The sequence below is a fragment of the Vibrio sp. 3-2(1) genome, assembly GCF_963887575.1.
In the GTDB taxonomy this organism is placed as follows: Bacteria; Pseudomonadota; Gammaproteobacteria; order Enterobacterales; family Vibrionaceae; genus Vibrio; species Vibrio anguillarum.
In genome coordinates, this window is the sequence record NZ_CAWPGB010000063.1 from 100,893 (window position 1) to 125,055 (window position 24,163).

At 42.4% G+C, this 24,163-nt stretch carries 15 protein-coding genes and 1 tRNA gene; 12 read left to right on the top strand and 4 right to left on the bottom strand.

Going from position 1 to position 24,163, the window contains the following annotated elements; genetic code table 11:
* The 4 genes from AACQ79_RS16055 (at position 1) to AACQ79_RS16070 (ending at position 7,378) form a co-directional block, all read left to right on the top strand.
* Complete coding sequence (locus AACQ79_RS16055) at positions 1-1,629, top strand: Tn7-like element transposition protein TnsE (protein ID WP_170899384.1); 1,629 nt, start codon at positions 1-3, stop codon at positions 1,627-1,629.
* A 121-nt stretch (positions 1,630-1,750) separates the two neighbouring features.
* Entirely contained in the window at positions 1,751-3,076 is a 1,326-nt protein-coding gene (locus tag AACQ79_RS16060; RefSeq protein ID WP_170899385.1) for a site-specific DNA-methyltransferase, read from the top strand.
* A gap of 1 nt (position 3,077) precedes the next feature.
* The gene (locus tag AACQ79_RS16065) at positions 3,078-5,600 is read left to right on the top strand and encodes a sensor histidine kinase (protein ID WP_170899386.1); all 2,523 of its coding nucleotides are present in this window, start codon (positions 3,078-3,080) and stop codon (positions 5,598-5,600) included.
* Positions 5,600-7,378, top strand: coding sequence for a hypothetical protein (locus tag AACQ79_RS16070; RefSeq protein ID WP_170899387.1), 1,779 nt, complete (start codon positions 5,600-5,602; stop codon positions 7,376-7,378). The genes AACQ79_RS16065 and AACQ79_RS16070 overlap by 1 nt, the downstream gene beginning before the upstream one ends.
* Positions 7,379-7,957: 579 nt before the next feature.
* Here AACQ79_RS16070 and AACQ79_RS16075 read toward each other — a convergent pair.
* Positions 7,958-9,709: a lysophospholipid acyltransferase family protein gene (locus AACQ79_RS16075; RefSeq protein ID WP_094164808.1), complete on the bottom strand. Its 1,752-nt coding sequence runs from the start codon at positions 9,707-9,709 to the stop codon at positions 7,958-7,960.
* A gap of 381 nt (positions 9,710-10,090) precedes the next feature.
* Positions 10,091-10,504 (bottom strand): alternative ribosome rescue aminoacyl-tRNA hydrolase ArfB, encoded by a 414-nt coding sequence (arfB, locus tag AACQ79_RS16080; RefSeq protein ID WP_017043428.1) that lies wholly within the window; start codon positions 10,502-10,504, stop codon positions 10,091-10,093.
* A 303-nt stretch (positions 10,505-10,807) separates the two neighbouring features.
* Between arfB and AACQ79_RS16085 the strand changes: the two genes are divergently transcribed.
* The 8 genes from AACQ79_RS16085 to AACQ79_RS16120 all read left to right on the top strand — a co-directional run bounded on the left by AACQ79_RS16085 (position 10,808) and on the right by AACQ79_RS16120 (position 21,820).
* Positions 10,808-11,326, top strand: coding sequence for an Hcp family type VI secretion system effector (locus tag AACQ79_RS16085; protein ID WP_013857791.1), 519 nt, complete (start codon positions 10,808-10,810; stop codon positions 11,324-11,326).
* Between the two features lie 139 nt (positions 11,327-11,465).
* A complete protein-coding gene (locus AACQ79_RS16090) occupies positions 11,466-13,571 on the top strand; it encodes a type VI secretion system Vgr family protein (RefSeq protein ID WP_170899388.1) in 2,106 nt (701 codons plus the stop codon).
* Entirely contained in the window at positions 13,568-14,374 is an 807-nt protein-coding gene (locus AACQ79_RS16095) for a DUF4123 domain-containing protein (RefSeq protein ID WP_094163458.1), read from the top strand. The genes AACQ79_RS16090 and AACQ79_RS16095 overlap by 4 nt, the downstream gene beginning before the upstream one ends.
* Positions 14,364-17,894 (top strand): toxin VasX, encoded by a 3,531-nt coding sequence (locus AACQ79_RS16100; RefSeq protein ID WP_170899389.1) that lies wholly within the window; start codon positions 14,364-14,366, stop codon positions 17,892-17,894. The genes AACQ79_RS16095 and AACQ79_RS16100 overlap by 11 nt, the downstream gene beginning before the upstream one ends.
* Before the next feature lie 37 nt (positions 17,895-17,931).
* Positions 17,932-18,867, top strand: a complete 936-nt coding sequence (locus AACQ79_RS16105) for a hypothetical protein (protein WP_094165400.1) — start codon at positions 17,932-17,934, stop codon at positions 18,865-18,867.
* A gap of 211 nt (positions 18,868-19,078) precedes the next feature.
* Positions 19,079-19,363, top strand: a complete 285-nt coding sequence (locus tag AACQ79_RS16110; RefSeq protein WP_064624360.1) for a type VI secretion system PAAR protein — start codon at positions 19,079-19,081, stop codon at positions 19,361-19,363.
* A 144-nt stretch (positions 19,364-19,507) separates the two neighbouring features.
* Positions 19,508-19,804 carry a Dabb family protein gene (locus AACQ79_RS16115; protein WP_094123655.1) on the top strand — a complete coding sequence of 99 codons (297 nt, stop codon included), beginning with the start codon at positions 19,508-19,510 and terminating at the stop codon, positions 19,802-19,804.
* Positions 19,805-20,116: 312 nt separating this feature from the next.
* On the top strand, positions 20,117-21,820 hold the full coding sequence (locus AACQ79_RS16120) for a S8 family peptidase (RefSeq protein WP_094165404.1): 1,704 nt from the start codon (positions 20,117-20,119) through the stop codon (positions 21,818-21,820).
* Positions 21,821-22,054: 234 nt separating this feature from the next.
* Here the strand turns inward: AACQ79_RS16120 and AACQ79_RS16125 are convergent.
* Positions 22,055-22,130 (bottom strand) — tRNA-Ile (locus tag AACQ79_RS16125).
* A gap of 143 nt (positions 22,131-22,273) precedes the next feature.
* Positions 22,274-24,130 (bottom strand): RNA polymerase sigma factor RpoD, encoded by a 1,857-nt coding sequence (gene rpoD, locus AACQ79_RS16130; protein WP_013857727.1) that lies wholly within the window; start codon positions 24,128-24,130, stop codon positions 22,274-22,276.
* Positions 24,131-24,163 lie beyond the last annotated feature (33 nt).

The window sequence follows — 24,163 nt, forward strand, 5'->3', positions numbered from 1 at the left end:
ATGGGAGCCACATTTTACAAGTGTGATGATGATGTACGTATAGTCCATACAGGTAAAATATTAGTACGAACAAATGATAAGTCTTACCGGCCTTTAATTGAAGTTTGGTGTTATCCACCTCAGAAGAAAAATAACTTTCATGCGACCGCATTTTCTAACGTCCCAGCTTTGTACCGAGGAAAAATAATTAATGAAAGAGGGTTATCAGAAAGCTACGCCAAACGAGGACGTCATACATTTAGAAGTAATGAGTTCTTTCGGAACAGTACTTTGAGCGAGTTTCCCGACTCAGAGTCAGCAGAGTCTTTAAAAAAGAAAGAGTCAGAGCAATATGCATTTGTATTAGATCGAGTATCTTCCCCTAAACTGATTATTCCTCAGCTAGAGTTGGCAAGGGTTCTATTTTATGCCAGCTCTTATTTATCGCGAGCGTCACTAATGTCTTCTCGTTTGCTTACAGACTTCAAGGTCGAAGTTAACACCAAGGAGGATTATGCCAATATCGAAGTTTTGCAAACGTCAAATTTCCCTCCTTCGGCATTCAATGATTCAGCAACAAGAGCAATGTTGAGTTGGTTACTTATTGATAGCAATGCAAAGCGTTCATTTGAATCGATTTTTAGATACTTCAACGTAGAGAAAGACCGTGATGTATATGCGGGGTTTAAGCGCTGGCTATTTCATTTCGACCCTCCTCAAATGGCTGGATGGTCTTTCGAATACGAAGGCAGGCTTGATGCAAGTGGCCGCTACTTTCTAGTTGAAAAGATAACGGATATTGAAATTAATGCTCAAATGCCGTCTAGGGTCTACTTCTATAACCCGTCTTTCACCCACCCAGATGAAGGTAAAAAGCCAACCATTGGTGGAGAAGGTCCTGAGCCGTACGAGCGACCAGAAGATCATATTATCGATGACGACAGAGAAGCTTCCGATGCGAACCAAGCATTCTTGCTGGGAGAAAATACCTGCTCAGTAAGGTTTAAAAATCGTTTTTCAACGTCGAAAGCAACAACGTCAAAAATGAGTCATCGGCTAGATAGAAGCAAAGATGCAGCTAAGAAAGCTGGTGATAAGGTCAGTACCAATGAGCCTAACAGTAATGGTGAGATACCTTCGGCAGACATGGGCGGAGGTATGCAAGATTGTACTGATAGGTCAGAGGAGTATGCCTCTCGCTTTACGGCCTTTAACATGATGGTGCAAATGCTAGAGGAAAAATACGCCTGCACAATCATTGATTCTTACACTCACGAGCTTGATCAGGTTGGGCGTAGTAAATGCCACCTGATTGACTCTGGTGCAAAGAGAACGATTCGTTGTGTTATCGTGGAGCGAAATGGCCATGTGAATTATTTGTTTGAAATTGATGTAACAGGGCTAAATAAATGGATCTCTACCAAATGCGTGCGGCAGATTGATACACGCAACTGGAAAGAACAGTTTTCTCGAATCAAAAAAGGCGTAGTGACAAAGTCTCTGGGGTGGCCTACTCAAGAAATGGATGCCATGTTTGGCTTCAAAAAGCATATTGGTATTTCTCATCCTAAATCAATAGAAGGTCATCCAACAGGAATTCCGATAGAATCAATCTTAGACTGGGCAGGAAGAATTGCCTCAAAATTGTAATCGAAGATCAAAAAATTGTTCTTCCTGGTGCCTATGCATTAATGGTGATAAAATAGCTTACATAATAACGATGTAGATAGATTAGAATCTTTATCATTCACTTAATTTGAGCCCGTTCTAAATGCCTTTAACTATACATGACAAAACAATTATCAATAAAATCAAGGCTTACTCATTAGCTGACGATTCTTACTGGTCTTTCAAAGGGCGCTCTAGCCGTCAGCATTGTCATGCTTTAATTCAATACCCAGCTATGATGGTTCCTCAAATGCAGGGCGAGCTTATTGATGCGATTCGCAGTGAAGATAAGGATATTCAAACTGTATTTGACCCGTTCGTAGGTTCCGGAACCACACTGGGTGAAGCAATGATGCGTGGGCTCGACTTTGTGGGCCATGATATTAACCCTCTTGCAATCCTTGCTTGTGAAGTTAAAAGTGGCCCTCTATACATCGCAAAACTTCAAGAGAAAGTAGCTAACCTTCTTTTCACTATCGAAACAAACAAAGCAGATGAAGTTGCCGTAAATTTCACAGGTATTGATAAATGGTTCTTACCGAATGTTCAAATTGAACTGAGTACGATCTATTTGGCAATTAAAGCCGAACCTTCAAAATGGGCACGCAAGATCTTCTGGCTAGCACTTAGCAATACGGTTCGCTCTACATGTAACTCCAGAAGCTCAACGTACAAGCTTCATATTAAATCTGAAGAACAGATTGAAAAGATTGGCTCGCCTGAAGAAATTTTCAAACGCAATATTCTGAAAAGTGTCGAAAACATCAAAGCTCAGAAGCAACTGCTTGCCGACAACAAACATTTAGTCCGTTCAAAAGGTGTAAGTAAAGTTAGCATCAAGAATGTTGATGCAAAGGCTCGCAAGCGTTCTAAAGCGAAATACGACCTGCTAATTAGTTCTCCGCCATATGGTGATAACGCCACTACTGTGACATACGGTCAGTTTTCATATTTACCATTACAGTGGATAGATATGAACGACATCAATGAAAGCACCCGACCGCAGCTGCTGAGCCAACAAAACACGATTGATAGCTCTAGCTTAGGTGGTTCTTTGAAAGAGTCGGCAGAAAAGCATGAAGTACTTAAAGATAAGTCCCCGTCATTAAACCAATGTATTGATACTATTCATCTAGTGAACCCAGACAATACGAAAAAACTCATTAGTTTTGTTTATGATCTCTCTCTAGCTCTTGAAAATGCAGTTGGTGAATTGCGTGATAATGCATATATGATTTGGACACTAGGCAATCGAAGAATCTCAAACATAGAAGTGCCATTAGACAAGATTATGCGTGAAGTACTTGAAAGTTTTGGCTGCAAATTTGTTTACCAGCTAGAAAGAGACATACCAGCTAAGCGCATGCCTTCAAGAAACAAAGTCGCGACAACGATGGGCAAAGAAACTGTCCTGATTATGCGGAGATAAAATGGAAATAACGTCAGAAAAAGAAAAAAAACCAGACCCACTAAAGCTTAAAATTGATGCCCATGTCATTCAGCAACTAGGTGCTGAGCTGATCAGTGGCCCAGATATAGCTCTAGTCGAACTTATTAAAAACTCGCACGATGCTGATGCGAGTTTTTGCTATATAGAGGTTGATACTGAATATACCGAAACTATTGAACACGTCACAATAGTCGATGGTAAAGAAGTAAGAGAGGAGAAGGTTTACAAAGGCCGAATTTCTGTAAGAGATAATGGTCACGGTATGAACAGAAACCGGATAGATCGCTCTTGGCTTACAGTGAGTTACTCAGAAAAAAAGAAAGCAAAAGAACAAGGGCTTGTGACCAAAAAGTACGACCGAACTCTTGTCGGTGACAAAGGTCTAGGTCGGTTAGGCTCTATGCAACTCGGCTCTCTATGCCGGATATCAACGCATGATCAAGCTAACCAACCAGGTATGGCCGTTTCGTTTGATTGGGATGACTTCTCCCACGGTAAAACAATTGACACTATTCATATTAAAGAACAACCACTTTCACCAAAACCTTCAAGTGGCACCATCATTGAAGCGATTGGGCTTAGAAATATAGATTTCTGGGAAAGCCAAGAGTCGAACTCTATAAAGAACAAGATAGCTTCTATGGTGTCCCCTCACGGTCAAATCTCAGACTTCAAAACATTTTATGTCTGTAATGGAGTCAACGAAGAATTAGAAATCGTTTCGAATAAACTACTAGAACAAGCGTCCAGTATATTTGAATTCGCAGTCACTGAAACCGAGGCAGTTGTAAAAGGCAAGATAGACCTTATGCCTTATAAACCTAATACGACTGACTCTCGAAGAGCTCCTTTCGATAATCATGTCTTGTCAGACAATGGAATTGCACTTCTAGACTACATAAAAAGACAACCTCGCTTGCAAGGTTATGAGTTTACTCACTCCGAAAACAAATATTTCCTGAATTTTGAACATAGAACTTCCTTTGATGAGATGAGCACAACATTAATCTCGGAAAACTTTCCAGGTGTTTTTGAAGCAAAGCTATTTAACTTTTCATTAATGAAAGAAGCGCTCAATGTCGAAGATATCTCTCTCCAAGAAATGCGAGAAACTATAAAAGCGATTTCTGGTGATATCTCCGTTTATCGCGATGGATTTAAGGTCGGTTCCGGAGGAAAAGACTGGCTTGGGTTATCAAAAGATATGACATCGGGTTCTGCTGCATACTCACTAAGACCTGGTAATGTTACAGGGTATGTCAATCTAAGCTGGTACAATAATAAATACTTAATCGAAAAATCTGACCGTGAAAGCTTTGTAGATAACCCTCAATATCGTGCTTTTTATGTTCTCTGTCGTCACTTCATTGAGACAGTGAACCATTTTTTAAACGACAGTAGAAGAAGTACACATAAGTTCTTAGATGAAATGATTCTAGAAGATGCTGGTAAGCCTAAAGGCTACTCGGCAAAACAAGCGACTGTTGAGCTCGATAATATTGTCAAAAAGAGTATAAAGTTTCAGCCGAAGGTGACTAAATCTACTTCACGCATTCAGAAAACATTTACCGAAAAGCGCGCTGAGATTGATAAGGCGATAAATGAAAACCAGAAAGATATGTTTAGTGACCCTATCTTAGCGGAGAAACTAGCGTCCATTAAAGATCTGGTGACATCTTTAGAGTCTGAAGTAAATTCGAGTTTAAAGCAGTACAAAGCCTTTACTGATGACTTAGCTAGCCATATTCACTCGACTACAAAAGTTATTGATGAAATTAAAAGCTACGAGAATCAAATTAAGAACTTTTATGATCACGTAGCGATTGGTTTATCTGCACAAACATTGGCTCACGAAGCCAATGAGCAGATCAGAAATACGCGATTACACCTAAATGCAGCCAAAAAACGAGTAGAAGATTTAGGTATTAAAGATGTTCCATTGATTAAAGAACTTAACGGTATTAGGGGTGACACTCAAGTTTTGTCAAAAGCTATTTCATCACTTAACCCTCTAGTAAAAGCTCAACGACAAGTAATGGAAGAAATTAGTATCTCTGATTTCGTTTATGACTATTTTGAATTACGAGAGGGCTACTTCTCAAGTAAAGGGCTTGAAATAAAATTGGATGATAACAAAAACTCTAAATCAGTATCGTTCAACCGAGGTAAGCTATACCAAATTATCGATAACATTGTGAGAAACTCTGAGCACTGGTTAACCGTATTTAAAGCGCACTACCCTAAAGACGAACATTCAATAACAATTTCTGTCGATAATAGCATCATCACAATTTGGGATAGCGCTAAAGGCGTTAGACCTGCACTGGAAGACGTTTTATTTGATATGTTCGCATCAGATAAAGAATATGGTCAAGGCTTAGGGCTATATATTGTACAAACTCTCCTAAAAGAAAGAGGGTGCTCTATCAAGTTATCAGACGAAAGAAACAAATTTGGTAGAAGATATAAGTTTGAAATTAACTTAATTGAGGCGTTGGTGTAATGGCTGTTGAACAATTTAAACAAAGCGTTTTCGACGCTATTAAATTAGATAATGTAATTTGGGTGGATGACCGATTTTCGCCTCAAAACAATAGTATTGTTGATGACTATTTATCTAGTGTAGAAGTTTTTTCACAGGCTAACCCTGAAGCTATATCTAATTTCGAACACATTGTTAACAACAATATTGATATATCAGAACCATTTGAAATATGGAAAGAAAATCTACCAACAGAAGACCACGTCATAAGTGACTACTATAGCCATATAGGGCAGACTAAGCCTGACTTTACGACGACGGAATTTAATGGCCTTATTGATATCTTCGACCAGTACTCCATTGGAAAGCTTGAAAAGCTAAGTCTATATGAATGGAATGAAAAAAAGTCCAATTGGTTAAAATCTAATTCAAGAAATTTATTTTTAATCGATTATAACTTTGAGCACGAAGGCGCAAGTAAAACATTTGGTAAAGAAATAATAGAAGAGATATTAAATCAAACTCAATTATCTGACATATATTGTGTTCTTTTCACCAGTGAAGCAAAGCACGGTCTTGAGGAAGAAGCAAAGCGTAATGAAATAATTAAAGAATTAAATAATAGCCTTGATACTTATAATTTTTCCGTATTATCAAAAGATATTATTTCTGTTGAAGAAAAGTCTGATGACGTTTGTCTTGATTTTAAAGCTTCTGAGTTTATCAAACGAATATTCCTTAGAAAATTGAGCGCTGAAATGGTTGGTTCTTTATCTGAAGAGCTAGTCAAATCAATACAAGAGCTTAGAAATGATCTTAGCCAAAATTCCATCTATGAAATAGACCATTCAATATTTTCAAGCTCTCTAAAAGAAGGTGCATCTGAAATAGAACTCCTAAATCGACTTTTCTCAATTAAACAAAACAAGTCCATTGGTGAGTTTTTCAAAACTTCGAGCCCCTTAATTAACAAGCTGGCTGATTTTCGATCTGTACAAGCAGTGATTTTTAATGAAGAAAAATACAAGAAATATCTAGATAAAATAATCCCTGCAAATACCCATTTTTCTTCTTTAAGAAAAGATGAAATATTTGATTTCTCGATAAACAGAATTCATTCTCCTTTGAGTAGTGGCGATATTTTCGAATTTGAGAGCAAAAAATATATTCTAATTGAACAGGCCTGTGACCTTCTAGTTCGAGGTAGTACAGGCTCTCGAAAATTAACAGAAGCTACTCTTATACCGTTTACCGAGAGAGAAATTAAGCAAAGTAATAATAAACAGAAAGTCTCTTTTTACCAAAAGGAATCTGAATCAAAATATCACATGTTGCAAGTACCAAACGCTGAATCTACAAATTATTACTACTTGTTTAATTTTTCTGAAGCTATAACTGTAAATATAAATTGGCTCGATCTGTGTGTTTACAATAGTGATGGCTCCTTAAGAATTGAGTATAGACAAAGCCCATCAAAACTAGTCCACTTACCTGGTTGGATTAAACGCTATAACAATTTGATGGAAAAACTAAGCCAGGTACACCATGCATCTCACTATCACGCTATAGCACCAAAACCGACACTCCAACAAGGGGACTATCAAGCCTTGCTAGAAGAATTTAGTACTTTCAGTTTGGCAAAACTATCTTGGCTAAAAACATCGGTGAGCCGAAGCTCACTTTCAATGGCTGGAAAACGAGTCGCCCGGTTAAGAGAAGGGTTTACGGAGTCTGTTTGCAAAGCCTATTACATAGGCTACAAAGCACGAGGGGCATTAGGTAACGATTTCTCTAGTTGAGCATAGACTTGAGAATGTATTGCTGGAAAAGAATGATGGCATAGATAGCAAGCTATAGAACCAAACGAAGCACTGGTAGTAGTAGGTTATACTTAGTTTTAAACTTTATTGTCATAACTCTGGCTTTTTACGTTAGCAAGTTTTACTTAGTTTCAATCTTTATTGTTACCTCTCTCTATGCCGTGTTACCGATTGATAAGGTTTGTGTTAGGGGAAAGTTTCAAACTTTAATGTCCAGCGACAATTGTCGGAAGACAATAAAGTTTGATCGTTTTTCTTTGCTCAAACACTTGGCCGAGGTGATGTAAACAAGCGACTCGGCACAAATCCGCTTCTGCCACTTAATGCTTTTAAAGTAGATGCTCATAACGCTTTTGTTCCTCCCCCTTTTAGGGGGAGGGAATCAGTTTTGTGAGCGTTGGGAGCATGCCATTTTTAATTTGAAAGCGCCCCTGATAGTGCTATCCAACATGCGAAACTCAGCTCTGTTTTCTTCAAAAGGAGTGCTAGGTTGGGGGAGTGTGTTATAGGGATACCTCCCCTTAAAAAGAGGAGGTATAAACAACCCGAACAACAGAGTTAAAGCGTGTGATGGGTGAGGTATTCGTATGCTTCCTTAGTGCCCATGTAGCGGCTTAAGCTGCGCACCGGAACGTTGCGTAAATCGACCACAATCAAGCCATCTAACGAATCATTAAAATCAGGGTCTACGTTAAAACTGACTAACTTGCCATTTAAACCGAGGTATTGACGCAGTAGCACCGGTACGCTTTTCCCTTCATCCAACCGGGCAATCACTTTTGAAAGCAGCTGTAAATCAGCCAATGCACTCAGCAAACTGGCATTCCAAGGAGCTTGTTGCTTGGGGAGTGGGTTACTTGCCTCTACCAAATGGGCGTGTTGGTTATTGTAGTAGTGCTGCGTCATTGTATCGGCTAATAAACGGCGCGCACTTTCACTGTAATCATTGCTGATACTTACGGGGCCAAATAGGTGCGTATAGTGCGGGTTTCGGTGCACATAGGTTGCGATTCCCTTCCAAAGCAGCAATAGCGGAGCCATACTTTTTTGATACTCAATGTCGACGACTGAACGCCCCATTTCAATTGCATTACCTATGGTATTGAGAAAGCGGTGGTCATACTGAAACAGCGTTCGTGAGTACAAACCTGCAATACCGCTTATCGGCACAATACGGTCGACTAAGCCTAAACGGTAAGCTCCGACCAATTTCTGCGCTTCGCGATCCCAAATGAATAGATGCAGGTAGTTGCGATCGTATTGATCGATATCGAGCTCGGTGCCAGTGCCTTCACCTACCAGCCTGAAATTGTGCTCTCGCACTCGTCCTATTTCGTGCAGTAACGAGGGGATGTTTTCTGCGCTGGTACAATACACATCGAATTCGTTATGCCTTAATAGATGATCAGAAAAAGAAAGCTGCTCAATATCGTGTAACAAAGCGCTTAGGGGGAGCCGCTGTGCAATGGATTGTAACGGCTCATCATTGGTTTCATTGCGCTTGGTTGGGTTGATGTGGCTTAAAAGGTAGGTGTTTAGCCTTAAATAGCTGACCAGTGTCTCATCACACAGATGTTGGATTTCTTTATGATTGATCGCATCGCCAATGGCGATTTCGATACGCTGATGCTTTTTATTGAGCAGTTCACGGCCCAACATTAACGTTCTTAGTAGCGGGTGGATTTTTCCGGCCATGTAAAAGCGTTTCGAATTTTGCCCGTTGATGAACACAGGTAACGCCGTCGCTTGATGCTTTTGTATCAGTCGGCTGACTGAACGGCTCCACTGTTTGTCTTCCAGTTTCTGCGTTTTACTATCAACCAATTGTGACACTTCGCCCGCAGGAAACATCAATAGTAGCCCTCCTTGAGCAAGGTGTTTATTGGCGGCTCTCAAGGCTTGCATATTCGCTTTTTGCGCGGCTTTGTCTTCAAAAACATCCACACCAATGAACAGTGAATCTAACTCTGGTACGGTTTTTAAATAGTGATTGGCTAATATCTGCACGTCTGAGCGAATTGAAAGCAGCATCTCAGCCAGAATAACGCCTTCCACACAACCAAGTGGGTGATTTGCAACAACGACTGTCGCGCCTTGAGTGGGAACTTGAGCTAATGATCCTTTCACCACTTGGTAGTCAATACCCAATACCTCTAACGTAAAACGCAAAAATGTTGCGGTATCGCAATGGGGTGGGCGTTGTGCATAAAACTTATCTAAACGAGTTAGGCCTGTCGCCCACTCAGTGAAGTGTTCGCCTAGTCCAAACGGCGTTTTTCTCGGTAATTTAAAAGGGCTTATCGTGAGCATAGCAACCTCGCATTTTATGCTTTGTGCTTATGCTAGAGAGGGAAGATGACAATCTGGCTGCGATTAAGTGAGTAATTGATGGCTCTTTTTTTACAGTTTAATGAAACCCGTCTCAAATTGGAGATGAACTAGAATCTTGGATGCAACAATGATTTTTTAGTAAAACTAAATAATTTATTGCTCACAAAATGAAGCAAATTTGTGTTGATGCGACATTTTTGGTGTTAGCTTGTAATGGCTGTAAAAAATATAAAAATGTCAATTGAACCTTTGTTTTGCTGATCTGGAATAGACGGGAGCTTCGTGCTCCCGTTGCTGTTTTTAGCGCGAGGTTGCTTATTTCTTTTCTTCTTTATTTTGCCTTGCTGCCAATCCAGCCATTTAAAAAGAGACTTTACCGCGCAATGATTTATTGGCCGCTATCCGTTTTTTCTCGTCAACTCGCCGACGTTGAGAACTTTTTGTCGGTTTGGTTGCCCGGCGCGGTTTTTCTATCACCATCGCAGAAAGAATAATCTCTTTGAGACGTTTGAGTGCATCTTCTTTATTCAGCTCTTGGGTGCGGTGAGATTGCGCTTTGAGGACAATAACGCCCTCTTTGGTCATTCTGGAATCTGGTCTTTCGAGTAATTTTTGTTTGTAGATGTCCGGTAACGTTGAGCGTCTGATGTCAAAACGTAAGTGGATCGCACTGGAGACTTTATTGACGTTTTGCCCGCCATTTCCGGCTGCACGAATCGCAGTAAGTTCGATTTCCCAGTCTGCCAGTTCAATAGTGTTGGATAGTTTGAGCATACAACCAAAGTAAAAATGTGTTCAATCCGCATTCTAGTTGAGGTGGCTAAGGTTATCTACCGCAGATTGTGGCTAGATTAGGAAAAGCGATACAGAGTGACGTATTGCGAAATCGCAGCGAAAAATTGCTTGATACGAGCAAGTTTCTACCCGGACGAGCAAGTTCTTGCTCGAAAATGAAAGCTTATAATCTAATTGATTGAAATTTAACTATTTTTGTTTTGGCATCCCCTTTGCTTTAAGAAACATTACATAACGCGATGCAATTTCCATCGCTTTTTCTTACTGAATAAGGATTAAGTCATGCCAACTCCATGTTATATCTCTATCGAAGGCGAAACTCAGGGTCTCATCACTGCAGGCGCTCTTTCTACTGACTCTATCGGCGATGCTTTCGTTGAAGGTCATGAAGATCAAATGTTGGTTCAAATGTTTGACCACGTTGTGACAGTACCGACTGACCCACAATCAGGTCAGCCTTCTGGTCAACGTGTTCACAAACCATTCAAATTCACCGTTGCGCTAAATAAAGCGGTTCCTCTTCTTTATAACGCGTTGGCGTCTGGCGAGAAGATGAAATCGGTTGAGCTAAAATGGTACCGCACGTCTATCGAAGGTAAACAAGAGAACTTCTTCACCACTAAACTTGAAAGTGCGTCTATCGTCGATATTCACTGCGAAATGCCACACTGCCAAGATCCTGCGAACGGCGACTTCACGCAAAACGTTACGGTTTCTATGTCTTACCGTAAAATCCTGTGGGATCACGTGAACGCGGGTACTTCAGGTTCAGATGACTGGCGCAAACCAGTAGAAGCGTAAGCTTTGATTTGGGTGGCTGGCTGATGTTGCGTAAGCAAAGCCAATCCGGCCAGCCACCTTTTTTAGCCTTAAGCAAAGTGCATTCAATGAGTGTGACTTGCTTAAGGCTTTGCTGTTTCTAGTGTAAAGAGGATGGAAGATGGCCACGCTGAATTTTACGTTAAAGGTTGACGGGCTCGCCGACGATGCATTTGTGGTGCGAGAATACCAAGGACAAGAATCCTTATCGGAGAGTGTGCTGGCTAATGGCGAGCCTTGTTATGGGTTTCGTTACCACATTGAGCTAGCAAGCCGTCAATCAACTTTGAGTGCAATCGATGTCGTCGACAAAACGGCTCAGCTAACGGTTTTCCGTAATGGCGGTGTGGTGCAGCGCGTGCATGGCATCGTGCGCCAGTTTAGTAAAGGCGATATTGGTCATCATCACACCTTTTACTCACTCACTTTAGTACCTGCATTAGAGCGCTTGTCGCTGCGCCAAAATAGCCGCATCTTCCAGCTTAAAACTGTACCTGAAATTCTTTCCATTGTGCTACATGAGATGGGCATTGACGACTATGCCTTCGCACTTAAACGAGAATGTCTTCAGCGCGAATTCTGCGTACAGTACCGTGAAACCGATATCCACTTTTTACACCGCTTAGCCGCCGAAGAGGGCTTGGTCTACCACCTCCTGCATGAAGAAGGTAAACATACCCTCATTTTCAGTGATGATAGCCAAAGCTTAACGCAGCTTGATACACCGATCCCTTACAATGTGCTGTCCGGTGGTATCGCTGATACGCCTTACATTTCCAACTTAATCAGCCACACGCAATCGCAAGTGGCGGAAAGCCAATTGGCGGATTACAGCTTTAAAAAACCGACTTACGGTTTTAAGCAAAGTGCACTCGGCACCGCGATGGATTACCAGCAGACCCACTATGAACATTTTGATTTCCCGGGTCGATTTAAAGACGATGAGAGCGGCAAAGCGTTTAACCAAATTCGTTTAGAGTACTTAAGAAGGCAGGCGCGTACTGCACAAGGTCAAAGCAATGAAGCGCGTTTGCAAGCCGGAACCCTGTTTGATTTGGTCGAGCATTTAGATGATAGCGCGAACCGTGATTGGGTTGTGGTGCAAGTAAACCATCAAGGCCGGCAGCCGCAAGCATTAGAAGAGTCTGGCGGTAGTGGTGCAACGACCTACAGTAACCAATTTACCTTGATCCCGGCCGATGTAACGTGGCGCGCAACACCACACACCAAGCCGCAAGTGGATGGCCCATGCATCGCCCACGTGGTTGGCCCCGATGGCGAAGAGATCTTCTGCGATGAGTATGGCCGCGTTAAACTGCATTTCCCATGGGACAGATATTCCAACGGCGATGAGCACAGTTCATGTTGGGTGAGGGTGTCGCAAGGTTGGGCTGGCAGCCAATACGGCATGATGGCTATCCCAAGAATTGGCCATGAAGTGATTGTCGATTTTTTAAATGGCGATCCTGATCAACCCATCGTCACGGGCCGCGCTTATCACGCCACCAATAAAGCGCCCTACACACTGCCAGATAACAAAACCAAAACCGTACTGCGCAGTGAAACGCATCAAGGTGAAGGCTTTAATGAGCTGAGTTTTGAAGATCAAGCAGGGCAAGAGAAAATCTACCTGCACGCGCAAAAAGACTATGAAGCGCTAGTGCTTAATGATGCCACCACCCACATCAAACACGATAAACACCTGACAGTGGATAACGACCAGTTCAGCCACATCAAAAATAACCAACACCTAACGGTCGAGGGCGAAAGCCGTCAGAAAATAGCGTTAGATCATAGCCTTGAAGTGGGTGGTTTACTGCACCAAAAAATCGGTGAAAAAACGGTTTTTGACTCAGGTAATGAAGTGCACCTTAAAGCAGGCAATAAGTTGGTGTTAGATGCGGGTAATGAGATCACCATCAAAGCTGCGGGCAGTTTTATCAAAGTGGATGGCGGCGGCGTGCACCTAGTCGGGCCTGCGATCAACCTCAACTCTGGCGGCAGCGCAGGCAGCGGCTCGGGGTATGGCGGTGTTGTAGCGGCGTTGCCTATGGGGTTGGCAGCGCCAAGTGCGCCGGATGAGCTGGTCTTAAGCTTGCCAACAGCGAGTTTAATTCAACAAGTGATAGCCGATATCAAAACGGAGATGCCAATCACTCAGGTTTGTCAAAAGCGTTCTGATGGAAGCTGTCCGTTAAGTGACTGCCCTTGTGGAAACAATAAATGATGTTAGTTCTCGATAGCCACTGTAATGACGTTGCAGTGAACTGGTTTGCTCTAGTCAATGATTACCATAATATGCATGCTGAAGTTTATGAGAGGATCTCTGGGCATTTGGTTGAGCCGTTATATTTATCGACGTCAGTTGAGTCATTACTAAATCGTAGCCCTTTGTTGATTGCATTGTATGAGCAAGATCCAATGACAAACATCTTACCTAAAGAACATACACTGTATTTTTCTGCACCACTTAATGTCTCTTTTGATGTTGCCTTAGCTCAACTAAGGAATCGATTACATATTCAATTCTCAGGTAATCGAAGAGGGCTGTTTCATTATTATTGTTCTTCAGTGGCAAGTTATTTTTTTGAGCGTTCAGATACGATCGATACTGGCAAATGGTTGGGATGTTTCAGCAGCCTTTATTTTTATCGTCAAACATACAGTGATTTAGCTAAATGGAGCAAAGTCGTTAGTGAGGGGGGGGAGCTTGCTTCAAATCTTTGGCTTCTTACAGAATCTCAGGAAAATGCTCTCAATGATAAATATCATGAAAATGAGATCGTGCAGTGGGCTACAGAAAACAATATTAAAGAGTTGAATTGGCAGAAACAGAAAATGGTTCATTTATTCTGCTCACAACACCAGATAACAGATCCTCAAATTTCTTCTCGATTACGCCATTTAATACAGCGCTATGATGTTGCCCTCAATGATCTTAATTTTCATTCGAAATCGCATCAAACATCAGAAAATATCGTCGAACACATAGAATACTTAATGTCTAGGGAGAATGCATATGTCTACTAAGTTTGCTTCAAGTCCGAGCTGTGATGGTAAAAAGTTTTTCATTGAAGTAACGGGTATACAACATGGCTCTGAACAAGACTTTGAGTTTTATGACTTAACTGATATGTCACAGCAGGCTGCTCTAGAAGCGAAAAAGAGTATTGATCCTGAACTTGATGAAAGTACGGTATACAGTTGGGATTGGTGTGATGAGAGTGCCAATCGAAATGTTTGGCTGAAAATTGAAGCGGAAGGTGAACCAATCAAATTACCGCTTTTTCAAAATGTGGCAGACATACCAAGAAAGAAAGACGAGCAAGGTTATTTGGTACATGCAGTTTTACCTTTAACGCTTTTACCTACTTATCAATCATCGTTAACTTATAAAGAGAGAATTGCTCCTGTTCGAGCCGGTTTTATTTATATCTTTTACAACCATAAAGTATGGCGTGAAATTCAAATTAGCCCAGAAGATAGCGGTGATTACTCTCTTAAAGATGTCAATCTTTACCAATATCGTACTGGTAGAGATAAACCGTTTAAAGATGAAGCTCGAATCGCAACTGGTGTGGCACTAAAAGAGATTTGGATACCGGCTAAAGAGAATAACAAGGGGGCACGGATCCATCTTGCCTTTTCAGAAGTTCAGTGGAGTGCACAATATCTTAATTATCTTGAGGCGAATCAAAACGAGTTAGTTCAACGAACTGTTGCATTTCATCAGTTGAATGTGGATAGCAATGTCGATGTATTGAAAGCTAGCTTACTGCCGCCAATGCGAATAAGAGCACCAGAGTTGGAGTTGTTTCTTGCTGAGCCAATTAATCTCAACCGTGATCTCTCTGGGGAGTGGGTAACACGCACTTACCAAACCATTAAAGAGGAAATCTTATCCGCGAATGAAGACGGTGATAAGGCGGTACAGGTTTTTAAATATGCTCAACCTCATCGATATGAATATGCTATTAAGCAAGCCGCACTGATTGAGATTATCAACTCAGATCCAAATCAAGCTAAGTTGTGGACTATTGGTGACTCGAAAGATTTTTTAGAAGATGCAAAAAAGCGTCATCTGAGAGCAATTGTATTGGACGATCCTCTTTTTGACTTAAGACATCACGCTTTTCTTACTCAATCTGCTGTTGGGTATTTACAGCAAGTCTATATCGATATGAGTCAACAAAAGTACTATCGCACTGCAGAGCTAGTGCAAAAATTGGTGGTTCCAGCCAAGTTCGGACAACAAGAAAATCCTTACTATCAATATCGTAATGATATAGACAATTACTATGGAGGCGTTTTCCATAGAACATTACGTACCACTGAACGACAGTTTTGTTGCCAAGATGTAAAGGTATTGCAAGAGAAACTCCAATTGCAGGTGAACCAGAAGAGATTGGCTCAAGTGCTGCGTGATATCAGTTCAATGAACGATATTAACGCATCGGCTGCGCATGTGATTGTTGGCTATGCGCTGAGCGCTCTGAGCGTGAATATTGATAAATTGGATCAAATGTCAAACCCTGAAAGTGACGTTCGTTCACCTTATTTAGAAACCGCTAGACAAATCCTCTCTCCAAAAGATAACCATCCTTTGCACCGAATATTATTTCCAGAAGAAGGTACGATAAATTTGGAGCAAGCTAGCTATAGCGCACCACCGCCATTTAACTCGGGATCTGGATTTGCAACGCTTGAATCGTTAGCTTTGTGGTCCAAAGAGGACATGCTCATTCAAGATGAGCAGTTACAAGTGATGGATCTGGCTTTTATGTCACCTTCCAATAGCAACCAGGAAAAGGCTTTTAACCTTGAACGGCGTATTGCCAGTATAATGAATGATATTTTAAAGGGTTACTTTGATACGTTACTGAACCTAAGCCAAGATCTCACCAGTGAAGCGAAAGTGATCCAATTTAATGCCGCTTATGCCCCTGTACTCGGTTTAATGAAAGCCACTAATGCCAAAATGTGGGGAGATATCACTTATGTGCCCGTCAGTGGCGCTGAGCTTAAAGGTACGGTGGTTGGCGTGCATGGTCATGGGTTGAGTTATGGATTGAGCGCCGCTGATCGTGAGTTTGTTGACTCGAAGAAGAAGTCAGCCTTTGGTCGTTTGTATGATCGTTCGGGTAAATTGGTGGCATCGAGCAATAAAAATGCTTTTAGCTCCAGCGATCTGATTTCAGAAAGTCGAGGTTCAGTCGGGGCTAAATCACCACTTAAAGTGGTGGTGATCTCTCAAGAAAGTCGCATGGCGGCGGCCCTAAATCAAGCGAATACGCAAAGAGCGCTACGGGATATGAATCGTACGGATCTCAACGTCAGTAATGCTTATGAAAAATTCAGAATTCCCTACTTTATTGCGGTAGTGGAATTGATTAACCTGAAACAGAGTCAGCATCATTTTGAGAAAGCGCTTCAGCGTACAGATACTCTTTACTCTTCTGCTAACGCGCTAAGTGCAGCTCTGGATCTTGGTATCGCCATTACCCATGCTTCAAATCTGTATACACAAAATGCCTCTCGTTTGGCGATAGCTTCACATAATGCCGCGGTTGTTATGCCTAAGGCATGGGTTGATCGGTTTACTTTTCAAGATGGGGCAGTTCAACTAGTAAAAAAAGTGAGCTTTTTAGGGCTTACAACGCTTGTTGCTGGTTTTTTAACTGCGGGTATTGCTGGTTGGGATGCTATGCGCCGTTGGCAAGAAAATGATCTTGATGCCAGCGTTGCGATGGGGATGGTGGCGATAGGAACGTTAACCACCACGGTTGCAACGGGGTTTTTTACTACCAGCGCTCCGGTGTTATTTGGTATGGGACCGGTGGCATGGTTAGGGATTGGGTTGTCTGTTGCAGGTTTCGCGCTCTACATGTTTTGGAAAGATACTCCAATAGAGGCGTGGCTGAAAAATGGCCCGTTTGGTCAGTCACCCTCGGCGACTTACGCACATTTGCAAGACCCGACGACGGCGTTTGAGCGGTTTATTGGGTTGATTTTCAATCTATCGGTTAAAGCGTACCGCTTAGGCGCACAAACCGAATTCTCCGAAGCGTTTACTCAGCAGATGCAAGCATTAGGTGCTACCCATGTGATTTATGTCAACACCAATTTAGCGGCATTGCTCAGTGCTCAATCGGTCAGGGTTGAGTTTTACGCTCGGCAAGCGATTGAAAAAAAGACCACGACAAGTAGCCGAACGGGTTCAAGGGAAAGCAGTGAACTGATTAACCTAAGCTCGCACAATGTTACGGTTATCCATCAAGAGCAGCGTAATGAAGGTACTGCCTATTTTGTTAAATATGATTTAACCGTCCCCGAATACAGTACCGATTTTAGCCTACTGATGATGCGCTCTTATCAGTATCGCTACCAGTCTGTTTTTGTGCTCAGAACCAAGCTGCACGTTGAGCAGGCCAGCTTTCCGACATTAGCATTAGAAGAGCGTGATGATTCTCGCACTGTGAATGTGGTTCCAACGTTTGCTTTAGATAACAACAGTGATCAAGATTGGGCGCAAAATACCGTATTAGCGTAAAGCGTAGAATCGATTATCGACAAAATTAGGAATGATAATGGCTTATAACTCAGAGCAATTAACCCTCCAACCACCTAAAGAGGCGCAAGGTTTTTTATGGCGTGTCTTAACCAAAGGACAGGTATTTCCTTTTACTAAAGCCAATGAAACTATTTCATTGGCTCTAGCAAGAGAGACTGAGCCATCCGCTATGCAAAGATATAATCAAAATAATTTATTTTGGGATGAAAAAGATTTAAATAGTGAGGCATTGTCTGGTTGGTCACAATTCTATTTTATGATTGTTGGGATGGTAAAAGTTTCACTGATTATTGTCTTACCGCTTCTCTATCTGATCATGATTTCTGCCATGATATTTGGACCGTATGGATGGAAGGATTGGGCTGGCGATTTTGGCACTGTTACTTTGTATACAACACTTCCTTGTTTACTTATTTATGGCCATTTTAAATTGGTGAGTGCTGGGCACCTTTTTCTGGCGCCCTTTTTAAAAAGTAAGCGAGTCTATAGCCTTAATCGCCAAACCGGCATGGTGACACTGTTTAAAAAAGGCAATAAAGAGCGTTTTAGCCATCCGTTTATTGAGTTTGATTGCGTGCTGATGTCCGCCCCTAGTCCACAAGGGCACTTAAATTACAACCTGATGTTGGTGCATCGCTATCATGATTATTCGGTTGGAGTACCGATTGGCAACCTGATCGGCAGTAATGAGATGGTGGCAGAGTATTATCGGTTGTGGAATATGATTCAACGTTATATGGATATCAGCCAACCGATGCCTGATATTTTAGTGCTTGAGCCTGCACGTGAAAGAGACCCAACCACCGCCGCCTATGATAAGCAAACTGGGCGCAATCCGCGATGCTGGCGTGATATGAGTGATGAAGAATATCAGCAAACTCTGAAAAGAATCGCAGAGCAGCAAAAAAATCAGCCAGATACGGGGCCAAAGTTGGATATTTTTGCACATTGATGCATTGAATCTGGCGATGGCCAAGTAAGATCTAGTGAGTTATTTAGTATTTACTCTGCAGTATGGTCGGAATTGTAAGGCTGAGCTTGATTGATGAATGTGTTTGGGACTTACTTAAGATTGCCGTGTTAGTAGAGATTCATTCGCGCACTAGTTTCGTTTGAAATTAAGTTTAAAGTAGAAAAAGTCACCTTTATTAAGGAGCAAATCAATGGCAAATGGTGCATTAGTAGGAGATATCGGATCCGATCATGATGGTTTTCCTCCTACGCCGATCACCGCTGGGTCACCGACGGTAAAAATTGATGGTAAAGCGGTGGCAAGGCAGGGGGACCCGCTAGAGCCTCATGATAAGCCGCAAAACCCAAGCCACCCGCGAGCAATTAAAGGGGGCTCGGGTAGCGTTATGATTGATGGCAAGCCCGCCGCGCGAGTCGGCGATGCCGTTGACTGCGGTGGCGTAATTATTGGTGGTTCATCAGTCAATATTGGTTAAGGTTGTAGCCCATTTAATCAATAAAGCGGCGCTTCAAACCTTGAGTGCCGCTTTATTGTTTTAAGCACAGCAGCTTTAGCACCAGTGAGCCAGCGTTATCCCTCTTTATGAAAAGAAATTCTACAGACAGAAACGGAGCGAACAATGATCCGCCATATCTTATTAATCAAATTCAAACCACAAGCTCAGCCTGCCGACATTCAACAGCTCAAGTCGCTGTTTGAAGCCATGCCAGAGAAAATCGAGGGGGTCGCTGCCGTTGAGTGGGGCGTGAACGACAGCCCTGAAGGCAAAAACCAAGGTTATACCCACAGCGTTTTAATGACATTTAGCGATGAGCAAGGGCGCCAAAATTATCTACCTCATCCAGAGCATAACGCGCTAAAGGATGTCTTTCGTCCTTTGCTCGAAGAGATCATCGTTTTCGATTATTCGATTTAGTTACAAGCCAGTAAAATCTAGACGGTGTTTATCTCTACTCCATCGCTAGGATTCAAGCCTGAAAGTTGAGATGCCGTCTATCGAATCTCACTTGTTAATGATCGTCCTTATGCCGTTAAAGTATAGATTTATCAATATCTTGTGAGTTTCTATTCACCATTGTATCAATGGTGCTTAGATCAAATTTTCAGCACAAAGCATTCACAATAGTGAGATGGATGTATAGTTTTATTGTTGTTGTGAATGATTTTCATTGTATTGCGTTTTATCTTTTTGGTCGCTTTCTAAGCGCATTAAATAGGATGTAATAAAATGAATAAAGGATACAAATATTCTGCTCTTGCTGCAGCAATACTCGTTTCAGCATCGGTTTCGGCAAACGTCAGTGTGGAACCCACCCCAATTAATTCGCCTTTTATTAAAGATATAAAAGGTAATATTGTTGAAGACTATACTCCACAAGCTACCCAGCCTCGTTTGTTTTTCATGCGTATGATTGGGAGTTCTGAACAGCGTGGGGATTGGTTTAATCTCTCGGCTAACTATTCCTCTATCCAAGGGGTTGGATCGGATTATGTGTATGAATCCTTGATGCCCCCTCTTAAACCTCAGCCTGTTATCGTGGCGGTGTTAGATTCGGGCGTGGACATTGAACACGAAGATCTAAAGAACAAGTTATGGGTTAATGCGGGAGAAATCCCAAACAATGGCATTGATGATGATGGTAATGGCTATATTGATGATGTGTATGGTTGGAATTTCTTAGGCAACTCGCTTGGTATCAATGTGGATTACGATACATTAGAGCTGACGCGTGAGTACAAAAAATACCTGGATTTATTAGAAGGCAATGATTGGATACCTGAGCAAAAACGTGCTTACTACCAAGCAATAGAAACGGAATATCTAGCCGAGGTTCAGAGTAACCAAACCCTGCTCGCGCAGGTCACTGATGCTATTGAGCAAGCGAATCAATATAAATCGCAAATCTCAGCCCTGACTCAGCATAAAGATTTTACGGCCGAAGGTTTGCTCATTTTACTGTCACATCCGAACCCTGAAGTCGTCTCCGCAGCTCAAGCTTTGTTGGCACTATTCGACGATTGGTATTCGTTTGACTACCTCGAGTCAAGACGAAGCCGATACCAAGATGCGTTGGATTACCACTACAACCTTGAGTTTGATCCTCGTGCTGATATCGTTTTAGATGACATCAGCAACCCTTGGGAAAAGGGGTATGGAAATAATGATGTAAAAGGGCCTGATGCATCACACGGTACGCATGTGGCGGGAATTATTGCGGCAGAGCGTCGCAATGGTATCGGAATTGACGGCTTATCTGAAGATGTGAAAGTCATGTCGTTGCGTATGGTGCCCAATGGTGATGAGCGCGATAAAGACATTGCTAATGCTGTGCGTTATGCGGTGGATAATGGCGCAAAAATCATCAACATGAGTTTTGGTAAAAGCTATTCACCACGTAAATTTGTAGTTGATCACGCGTTTCGTTATGCGGCCAGCAAAGGTGTGTTAATCATCCATTCTGCAGGCAATAGCCAAAGTGATAATGATAGTAAACCAAGCTTCCCTAATCGTTTTGCCGATACTTACGAATCGTCACCTATTGCAACTTGGATAGACGTAGGTGCATCAGCGAAATACGCGAATGAAGATTTTGTCGCCAGTTTTAGTAATTATGGCCAAAAATCGGTTGATATCTTTGCACCCGGTTATCGCATTCTCTCTTCTACGCCAGGCAATAACTACGCCACTTATAGTGGTACGAGTATGGCTGCACCTGTAGTATCAGGCGTTGCCGCTATGGTGTGGTCACGCTATCCAGAGCTCTCCGCAGTAGAACTCAAAGCTCTATTACTTGATAGCGCCCGTCGTTATCCTGAGCTGTTAGTGAAAAAACCATCATCACCTGAAACGCTTGTTCCATTCAGTGTGCTATCGATCTCGGGTGGAATGGTTGATGCTGAAGCCGCTTTTGAAACAATCGCGAGTAAGTAGTGTCGCAGTCGGTAATGGATCAACTTTGGCTTGTTGTGCAAGCACCGGTCTATTTACCGATGGCTTAATTTAACAGTGAGCGTAATAAAAGGCGTAGCTGATATCATCCAGCTGCGCCTTTTTGTATTCAGAGAAGAGTGCGTGATCGGGGCTTACCTGACCCATTACCTGACCCAAAATCGTCAGGTACAAAAAAAGGTCAGTAAACACTACGCTTACTAACCTTCTAGAATTTGGTGGCCCCTCCCAGACTTGAACTGGGGACCAATCGATTATGAGTCGACTGCTCTAACCACTGAGCTAAGGGGCCAAATTAGGTGTGTGATTATAGGGGATGCAGTTATGAGTGTCTACCCGCAAAATAGAGTAAATGCGCTTAGTTTTTATCCACTTAAACCATGAGATACAAAAAAGGTGAGCTTGTGCTCACCTTTTAGATTGGATAGGTTGCGATTACTCGTCTAGGAAGCTGCGCAATGTTTCAGAGCGGCTTGGGTGACGCAGTTTACGCAGTGCTTTCGCTTCAATTTGGCGGATACGCTCACGCGTTACGTCAAACTGCTTACCAACTTCTTCTAGCGTATGGTCTGTATTCATGTCAATACCGAAACGCATACGCAGTACTTTCGCTTCACGAGGGGTTAGGCCAGCAAGAACGTCACGAGTCGCTGCTCTTAGGCTGGTGGCCGTAGCAGAATCAAGTGGTAGTTCAAGGGTTGTATCCTCGATAAAGTCACCAAGATGCGAATCTTCGTCGTCACCGATAGGTGTCTCCATAGAGATTGGCTCTTTAGCAATTTTCAGTACTTTACGAATTTTATCTTCTGGCATTTGCATGCGTTCTGCCAATTCTTCTGGCAGAGGCTCACGGCCCATCTCTTGCAGCATCTGACGTGAGATTCGATTCAGTTTGTTGATCGTTTCGATCATGTGCACTGGAATACGAATAGTACGTGCTTGGTCTGCAATTGAACGTGTGATAGCTTGGCGAATCCACCAAGTGGCGTAAGTTGAGAACTTATAACCACGGCGGTATTCAAACTTATCTACCGCTTTCATCAGGCCGATATTACCTTCTTGGATAAGATCCAAGAACTGCAGGCCACGGTTGGTGTATTTCTTCGCGATAGAAATAACCAGACGCAAGTTTGCTTCAACCATCTCTTTTTTCGCTCGACGAGCTTTCGCTTCACCGATAGACATGCGACGGCTGATGTCTTTAATGTTTTGTACATTCAAAGACGTTTCTTCTTCGATCATTTTCAATTTATGAATTGAACGACGAATGTCTTCTTCTTGCTGTCTGATTTTTTCTGCATAAGGTTTTTCTGAAGCGAGTACTTCATCTAACCATGCATCGCTTGATTCATTGCCAGTGAATAAGGCAATGAATGATTTCTTAGGCATTTTACCGTATTCGACCGCAGCTCTCATGATCAGACGTTCTTGAGTACGAACACGATCCATAGAGGTGCGAAGCTTGTTGACTAGGTAGTCAAATTGCTTTGGCGTGAGTCGGAATTCACGGAAAATATCCAGCATCAACTCGGTAGCTTGGGCGGCTTTATTGCTGTCATAGCCATGCTCATTTTTCGCGAGTTGAAGATTTTGATACTTGTTGCGTAGTTCGGTGAATTTTTCTAGCGCAAGCTCAGGGTCGATTCCTGCATCTTCTTCAGAGTCAGTATCTTCGCTGTCGTCATCGTCGTCATCATCGAGGTCGTCTTCATCAGCAAGGTCAGCACTAGCAAGCTCTGAACCGATATGGGTCGCTGTTGGGGCGTTCGTTGCATCTGAGTCAGGATCAACAAAACCTGAGATCAGGTCTGTTAAACGAAGTTCTTCAGCAAGAACTTTGTCAAATTGCTCTAAGATGTATGGAATGGTGCCTGGATATTCAGCCACTGCGCGTTGAACTTGGTTAATACCATCTTCAATACGCTTAGCGATATCAATTTCACCTTCGCGAGTCAGCAGTTCTACGGTACCCATTTCGCGCATATACATGCGCACAGGGTCGGTAGTACGACCAATTTCGCTTTCTACACTGGATAATGCAGCGGCTGCAGCTTCGGCAGCATCCTCATCGGTGATTGCGTTGTCATCATTTAGAGCAAGATCATCGGCATCAGGGGCAGTTTCTACCACCTTAATGCCCATGTCATTGATCATCTGAATGATATCTTCTACCTGCTCGGAATCTACGATTTCTGCTGGTAGGTGGTCATTTACTTCGGCGTAGGTCAGATAGCCTTGCTCTTTGCCTTTAATGACAAGTAGTTTTAGCTGTGACTGCGGATTTTGATCCATAGACGGTATCCAACTTCATATCTGGTGAAGGAA

Bases quoted from the DNA above. Each gene is read 5' to 3' on its own strand.
- AACQ79_RS16100 (WP_170899389.1), top strand. From the start codon at position 14,364: ATGTCTACTAAGTTTGCTTCAAGTCCGAGCTGTGATGGTAAAAAGTTT.
- AACQ79_RS16105 (WP_094165400.1), top strand. From the start codon at position 17,932: ATGGCTTATAACTCAGAGCAATTAACCCTCCAACCACCTAAAGAGGCG.
- arfB (WP_017043428.1), bottom strand. From the start codon at position 10,504: ATGCTCAAACTATCCAACACTATTGAACTGGCAGACTGGGAAATCGAA.
- AACQ79_RS16075 (WP_094164808.1), bottom strand. From the start codon at position 9,709: ATGCTCACGATAAGCCCTTTTAAATTACCGAGAAAAACGCCGTTTGGA.
- AACQ79_RS16110 (WP_064624360.1), top strand. From the start codon at position 19,079: ATGGCAAATGGTGCATTAGTAGGAGATATCGGATCCGATCATGATGGT.
- AACQ79_RS16065 (WP_170899386.1), top strand. From the start codon at position 3,078: ATGGAAATAACGTCAGAAAAAGAAAAAAAACCAGACCCACTAAAGCTT.
- AACQ79_RS16085 (WP_013857791.1), top strand. From the start codon at position 10,808: ATGCCAACTCCATGTTATATCTCTATCGAAGGCGAAACTCAGGGTCTC.
- AACQ79_RS16060 (WP_170899385.1), top strand. From the start codon at position 1,751: ATGCCTTTAACTATACATGACAAAACAATTATCAATAAAATCAAGGCT.
- AACQ79_RS16070 (WP_170899387.1), top strand. From the start codon at position 5,600: ATGGCTGTTGAACAATTTAAACAAAGCGTTTTCGACGCTATTAAATTA.
- AACQ79_RS16120 (WP_094165404.1), top strand. From the start codon at position 20,117: ATGAATAAAGGATACAAATATTCTGCTCTTGCTGCAGCAATACTCGTT.
- AACQ79_RS16055 (WP_170899384.1), top strand. From the start codon at position 1: ATGGGAGCCACATTTTACAAGTGTGATGATGATGTACGTATAGTCCAT.
- AACQ79_RS16090 (WP_170899388.1), top strand. From the start codon at position 11,466: ATGGCCACGCTGAATTTTACGTTAAAGGTTGACGGGCTCGCCGACGAT.
- rpoD (WP_013857727.1), bottom strand. From the start codon at position 24,130: ATGGATCAAAATCCGCAGTCACAGCTAAAACTACTTGTCATTAAAGGC.
- AACQ79_RS16095 (WP_094163458.1), top strand. From the start codon at position 13,568: ATGATGTTAGTTCTCGATAGCCACTGTAATGACGTTGCAGTGAACTGG.
- AACQ79_RS16115 (WP_094123655.1), top strand. From the start codon at position 19,508: ATGATCCGCCATATCTTATTAATCAAATTCAAACCACAAGCTCAGCCT.